Origin of the sequence: Acinetobacter sp. CIP 102136 (assembly GCF_000369685.1) — a bacterium.
Lineage (GTDB): Bacteria > Pseudomonadota > Gammaproteobacteria > Pseudomonadales > Moraxellaceae > Acinetobacter > Acinetobacter fasciculus.
The window spans coordinates 1-6,657 of sequence record NZ_KB850144.1; the positions used below are offsets into that span (position 1 = coordinate 1).

The window sequence follows — 6,657 nt, forward strand, 5'->3', positions numbered from 1 at the left end:
GCACTACGTAAAGGACAAGCATCGTCATTTTATTATGGTCAGCCTCAGGGTGAAGTGTGTCTAATCAACAGGGTTTTCGGTCTCTAAGCACTTTTTAAAGGGAACATCATCGACTCAAATCTCTATTTGCAACAGTGCCGTAAATTTGAGAATGAATCTGTACGTACAGACTCATTCCCTATCTATAAAGATATTAGAAATAGCTACATAGAGTTTATTTCTAGTTTATTCAAATTAGTCGTTCAAATTAGGCGTTACTACGGATGAACAATAATTTTTACAGCAGACTCATTATTATGAATCAATGTTTCAAAGCCTTTAGAAACAAGATCATCTAATGCAATCCGTTGGGTAATAAAAGGTTCTAGATTAATCTTACCTTGCTCAACCAAACGGATAGTTTCCTGATGATCATTTACATAAGCAATCGTGCCACGAATATCTAGCTCTTTCATCACCACACTATGCACATTAATTGTGGCAGGATGGCTCCAAATAGAAACGATAACGACTACACCAGTTGGTTTCATTGCTGCAACGAGTGTATCCATGACTTTATTGACACTACTACATTCAAAAGCGACATCTACACCGCGGTCTTCTGTAATTTTCATTACCTCAGCAACTACATCAACCTTAGATGGGTCTAGTACATAATCGGCAACACCCGCTTCTATCGCTTTTTCTTTACGTTTTGCACTCAGTTCAGTAATGATGACCGTGAGACCTTTAGCCTTTAAAATAGCAGATAAAAGTAAGCCTATTGGGCCTGCTCCACCAACCAGTGCGATATCGCCAGCTTTTGCGCCACTTCTGACATAGGCATGATGACCGACAGATAAAGGTTCTATCAATGCTGCTTGGTCTAAAGGAATATCATTTGAAATAGGATGTACCCAACGCCGCTGAACTGCAATTTTTTCAGAAAGACCACCACCGCGTCCGCCTAAACCAATAAAGTTCATATTTTTTGATAAATGATACTTATCATTGGGGCCAGTCGGCACATCGTCAGCAATGATGTAGGGTTCAACTACGACATGTTGCCCAATTTGGATATCATCTACACCCTCTCCAACTGCATAAACCACGCCTGAAAATTCATGTCCCATTGTTACAGGTGCAGATTCTCCCGAAATTGGGTGTGGGTGACCACAAGGTGGAATAAAAATAGGACCTTCCATGAATTCATGTAAATCTGTACCGCAAATACCACACCACGCAACTTGAATTCCAACTGTGCCTGGAAGTACTTTCGGTTCAGGGATATCTTCAATTCGAATATCCCCTCGGTCATAAAAACGAGCTGCTTTCATTTTATATTCCTTATATTGATGTTAACGGTAAACCAGTGCGTACACGGCCTCAACTTTCAATAAAGTATAAAAGGTGTTTGTGTAGGCAATACCCTTACTTTTGATAAGCCAAAAGAAAGCAAAAGCCTTTGTTACCCATACATAACATCCCTATTATGATGGATAACGTGTGGCATCCCTGCCACACTCGTGTATCCAAACGTTGCTTAAATTAAACTATGTAATAGTGGCGACATAAAGGTGCTCTTATCGCTATATATTAAAAACTTAGTGGAACACTGTTTCTAAAGCTTTTAAACCCACTTTGGGATCAAGTAGACCGTTGTAAATTTCAGGGATTTCACGTTCCACCCCAAAAAATTCATAAATGGCAAGCATCGCCCCACGAACTGAATATTCCACAGTAAAGACCACGTCATCTTCAATTTCCACAAACTGTCCAAGGAAAGCAAAGTTTTGTGAGCCTTGTGGAATTACCTGTGGACGATCCCCCGGTTTACGGCAGGCGAATAGGGCAGAGGCGTATGGCATCATGGCGGTAGTAACATCAGTCGTTGCCAAAACATGATCTAAAATGTCGTCAAAACCGAGCTGTTTAATCAGTTCTGTTAGGATTTCTTGCCCCGTGGCTTCGGACATTGGTTTTTTGATGTAATCGCCTATATGGTCAATTTGGAAACCGTAGCCCCATAAGGTATATAAACCTTCAGGTAAGTCGGCAAAGTGTGGCTGTGCAGGAACCACGATGGATAAATGCCAACCCGACTCATACCAAGTCATGAGTGCGCCTGTGCCTGGTTCATTGCCTGTATAGTCAATAATACGTTTAAGTAGCACGTCATCTTTCATGGTCAGAGTGAAAGACTCCCACTTATGTTCATCGACATTGCCATAAAAAGTCATTGGACGGCCAAAGTCTGGGGCTTTTTGTGCCAGCGTTTCCCAAAGCGTCCAGCCATGATCTTCTCGATGACGAATAAGGGCAGGCACGTCATGATTACCGCCATAACGTGAGTCTGCTGTAATAGAGCCTAAAGTGAAAATAGCTAAATCATTGGCTTTCAGATTAATTTGCTCTGAGCCTTCAGGCAATTGTACATATAGGCGTGAAGCGTAGCGTTCTTGAGTTTCAGCATTGGTAATGAAGTCTGCATCTGTGACATAGTGTCCAAAACGCACATCGACGCCTTGTGCGACTAACCAACGCTGTAGGGGCAGAATCATCGAGTCATATTGGTTGTACTTGGTACGTTTCACACCCGCTAAGGTATGAATGCGTGGCAATTCTTGAATAAAACGCAAGAAATAGCGTCTTAACTCTGCTGCACTGTGCCATTTTTGAAAAGCGAAAGTCGTGCGCCACATGCGCCAGAAATTGGTTTCAAAAAAGGTTTCATCAAAAAACTCATCAATGCGGCGACTGCCAATTTTTTCTTCTTTTGAAGCTAATAGGCGCAGCATCTGTGCACGATGTAGCGTATTCAGACCAAGCTTTGCTGCATCCGCAATGACATGTTCGGCATCAATCAACCGTGCATTGGCGTGGGTTTTCACTTTTTCATTAAACTCACGACATTCTTCACGCACCGAAATGTCTGGATTTTCCAAAGATGGAATACTGGAAAATAAGTCCCATAGGCACAAATAAGTTTCATCGGTCAGCATTCGCCCACCACGTGTTACCCAAGCTTGCGCGGCATGCGGTGTATGTCCACCATCCATCGAACCACCTGAAATATCGAGTTCTTCTAAAATATGGATATTTTTGGCAGGGACTTTGGCATCACGGATTGCAAATGCAGCAGCAGCCATACCTGCGATACCACCACCAATAATCCAAAGATGGGACTGTTGTGCGTCTAATGGGGTGCGCTTCTTCTTTTGCATGGTTCACCTTTAATAATGATGTTAAAAACTATGAAGTATAAAATGTGATTTAGAAAAACCTTAAAAATAGTATGACTTTTTATATATGAAAAATGTATGAAATGGGAAGCAATTTACTCATTATATTTTGTAATCAAAAAAATGTAAGTAATGGTTATTTTTAATACACATTTGTATTTTTTTAAAATAAAATATGATTTAAGTAATTGATTTTATTATTTTATAGAGTAATCACTCTATTTTGATCATATTTGTTTGTGTCTGAAGAATGTGTTTGAAACTAGGCTTTCTATTGATCATTAAAAGATATAATTGAATAATAGATCTCTTTCATAAATCAAAAAACGAGCACCTTTTTGATTGATATTTGTACTCTAATTTTCTTAGCATTCGTGCATAATCTGCGGATGAAATACATTGATTCAAAGAAGCTTTCTGAAACACAGTTTAAGCGATATACAGGCATCTCATGGTCAACCTTTTATTTAAATGGTTGAGCAATTGCAGAAGCATGTTCCAGCTAAAGGCAGACCACCCAAGTGGCACTGTTGCAAATAACCACGAATGGTAAGTTGAAGACTGTTTTAGCTAAAGGTGCAGCATATGAATCCTTTCCATGGTCGGCATTTTCAGGGCGAAATCATTCTTTGGGCTGTGCGCTGGTATTGTAAATATGGCATTAGCTATCGTGAACTGCAGGAAATGCTGGCCGAACGGGGTGTGAATGTTGATCACACGACTATTTACCGTTGGGTTCAACGTTATGCTCCTGAAATAGAAAAACGTTTACGCTGGTATTGGCGTAATCCTACAGATCTGAGCTCGTGGCATATTGATGAAACCTATGTAAAAGTGAATGGACGATGGTCTTATCTGTATCGTGCAGTCGATCAACGTGGCGATACCATTGATTTTTATCTTTCTTCTAGACGTAATACCAAATCAGCATATTGTTTTCTTGGAAAAATTTTAAATAATATGAAGAAGTGGCAAATTCCACAAGTGATCAACACGGATAAAGCACCCACATATGGACGTGCTTTATCACGGTTAAAACGGGAAGGTAAATGTCCACCAGACCTTGAGCACAGGCAGATTAAGTATAAAAATAACGTGATTGAATGTGATCATGGCAAGCTAAAGCGGATCATCAGGGCCACATTAGGATTCAAATCTATGAAGACGGCTTATGCCACAATTAAAGGTATTGAAGTCATGCGTGCACTACGTAAAGGACAAGCATCGTCATTTTATTATGGTCAGCCTCAGGGTGAAGTGTGTCTAATCAACAGGGTTTTCGGTCTCTAAGTACTTTTTAAAGGGAACATCATCGACTCAAATCTCTATTTGCAACAGTGCCTAATTAAATCCCTTACAATTCAAATTTTTCAGCAACGACTTATCTTTGTTAAAATAGTATTAATTTATTTTTTTTAGGACAAACCTTAACAAAATTACAAATTTGTAATTTGGTTGTCATTTAGGTGTATATATCTAGGAATTAGTATATGAAGAAATTATTTTTTGGTCCAAGATATGATTAGATTCAATAATATATATATGAAGATTGTTTTAGTTATTTTTACTATAGTTTTTTCAACCAGTAGTTTTGCTGATGGGGGACTTCGTTTCTTAGAGAAAAATTTAGAAATAATTAACAATGAAAAAAGCAAAGGGTGTGAAGAGAATTAATTCAAAATTATAATGAAGCACATATAACTAGGAAAACTAAAAATTAGTTATTTTTAGTATGGTGTAACTAAGATTAATTAATTTTTTTAAATCGAATGATAAATATATTTATTGTTTTTAATTTATTCTTTACCATTTTCAAATTTTTAAATAATCCGAAAAGACTATTTTAAACTTTAGGGTTACATATGCTCCTATACATAGGCAGGAATAAATATGCAACTTAGTATATTTGCAACAATAGTACTGGAAAGATTCATGTAATAATGCTTAAAACTCTCTAATTAGTTAGGGAGGCATTGGAATTGGAGAAAGAAGTAAAGTGCCCACTAGCAAATGTGGTTATTGGAGGAATTATCTCATCAACCCTTCTTATGTTGGTTTTATTACCAATATTGTCCCGGTGGATAAATGAAAAGAAAGCTTCTTGACCAATTATAGTAAGCAATTTTTAGCAGAAATATTGAGGCTTACTCAAGTCTCTCAGCTAATCGTAAATAGAATAAGGAAACTATTGTATGTCAGAAGATCATTCTCAGAGCCACGCGGCTGTTACTGAAGAGAATAGTAAGAAGCTAATATTTACTGTAGGTTTGACCACTACGTTTTAATCGTAGAAATTATAACCGTTTTTATTACTCAAAGTTTAACTTTTGTGATTATCTAAAAACACATAGCGGTCGAATGGCCATATTAACTGACTTAAAATCAGTCGCATACTTTAATGTAGCGGTTCTGATAGCACAAAAGTTCGCAGCATGAAAACGGAACCGGCATAATTGATTTATAGTGAACCCATACACTAAGCATAATGATTTAGAGGACGATAATCCCAATGAAAAAATTCCTTTTAGGAGCTGTTGCCGCATCTGTTTTGGCCTTTTCAGGCAATGCTATGGCCAATTTTGTGGTCGCAAAACCAGTCAAAGTCGAAAAACCGGGCAAAATTGAGGTACGTGAATTCTTCTGGTATGGCTGTGGTCACTGTTTCACGTTGGAACCGCATATGCAGGACTGGTTGAAAAAATTACCCAAAGATATCCGTTTTGTACGTACACCTGCTGCAATGAACCCGCTTTGGGAACAGGCTGCACGTGCTTATTATGTTTCAGAAGCCCTGGGTGTGCGTCAAAAAGCACATTTACAGTTATTCCATGATATTCATGACAAGCAGCGTCCAATTTTAGAACAGGCACAATTGGCCAAGTTCTATACCCGTTATGGTATTTCTGAAGAGAAATTTAACACGACTTATAAATCATTCCCGATTTCGTCAAAAATTGCTCAGGCAAAAAATTTGACTGCTCAATATCAGTTAAGCGGTGTACCAGCGGTGACCGTGAATGGTAAATATATTGTGCAGGGCAATGATGCCAAAGTAATTCAGGTGGTAAATTACCTGATTGAAAAAGAGCGTAAAGCCAAATAAGACGCGATTGATTATCTCTAAAAAAAACCTGCATCGAATCTGCAGGTTTTTTTATTTAAACTGGAGGAATGGTTATTTACGTCCTGACTGCCGGATCTGGTGTTTCTATCGGCGGGCGATACCAGTGTAAAATTCCTCGGAATAAGAGCTGCATCTGCAACACGCTTTGCGCTTTAAAGTCATGGGATTGAATATGAATCGTGGATGGCTTTGTTGCACAAACCTATCTGTAAAGGCTTTTTCAGCGATATAATTTTCAAATGAAGAAGCCTACACACAAAATCTACCGCACAACCAATTGGCCCGCATATAACCGAGCACTCATGAGTCGCG

The 6,657-nt window shown here is 38.5% G+C and carries 4 protein-coding genes and 4 pseudogenes; 5 read left to right on the forward strand and 3 right to left on the reverse strand.

Going from position 1 to position 6,657, the window contains the following annotated elements:
• Positions 1-87 (forward strand): annotated as a pseudogene (locus tag F893_RS17945) (IS6 family transposase); the annotation flags it as partial.
• Positions 88-257: 170 nt separating this feature from the next.
• Here F893_RS17945 and F893_RS15250 read toward each other — a convergent pair.
• Positions 258-1,316 (reverse strand): 2,3-butanediol dehydrogenase, encoded by a 1,059-nt coding sequence (locus tag F893_RS15250; RefSeq protein ID WP_004281883.1) that lies wholly within the window; start codon positions 1,314-1,316, stop codon positions 258-260.
• A 267-nt stretch (positions 1,317-1,583) separates the two neighbouring features.
• Complete coding sequence (locus tag F893_RS15255; protein ID WP_004726755.1) at positions 1,584-3,203, reverse strand: oleate hydratase; 1,620 nt, start codon at positions 3,201-3,203, stop codon at positions 1,584-1,586.
• 603 nt (positions 3,204-3,806) lie between these two features.
• Between F893_RS15255 and F893_RS15260 the strand changes: the two genes are divergently transcribed.
• The 4 genes and pseudogenes from F893_RS15260 (at position 3,807) to F893_RS15265 (ending at position 6,324) form a co-directional block, all read left to right on the forward strand.
• Positions 3,807-4,511 (forward strand): IS6-like element IS1006 family transposase, encoded by a 705-nt coding sequence (locus tag F893_RS15260; protein ID WP_005253100.1) that lies wholly within the window; start codon positions 3,807-3,809, stop codon positions 4,509-4,511.
• Positions 4,512-5,209: 698 nt separating this feature from the next.
• Positions 5,210-5,326: pseudogene (locus tag F893_RS18475) on the forward strand (hypothetical protein); the annotation flags it as partial.
• Between the two features lie 87 nt (positions 5,327-5,413).
• Positions 5,414-5,553: pseudogene (locus F893_RS18445) on the forward strand (cation transporter); the annotation flags it as partial.
• A gap of 177 nt (positions 5,554-5,730) precedes the next feature.
• Complete coding sequence (locus F893_RS15265; protein WP_005253101.1) at positions 5,731-6,324, forward strand: thiol:disulfide interchange protein DsbA/DsbL; 594 nt, start codon at positions 5,731-5,733, stop codon at positions 6,322-6,324.
• A 76-nt stretch (positions 6,325-6,400) separates the two neighbouring features.
• Here F893_RS15265 and F893_RS18450 read toward each other — a convergent pair.
• Positions 6,401-6,514 (reverse strand): annotated as a pseudogene (locus tag F893_RS18450) (TetR family transcriptional regulator); the annotation flags it as partial.
• Between the last annotated feature and the right edge of the window lie 143 nt (positions 6,515-6,657).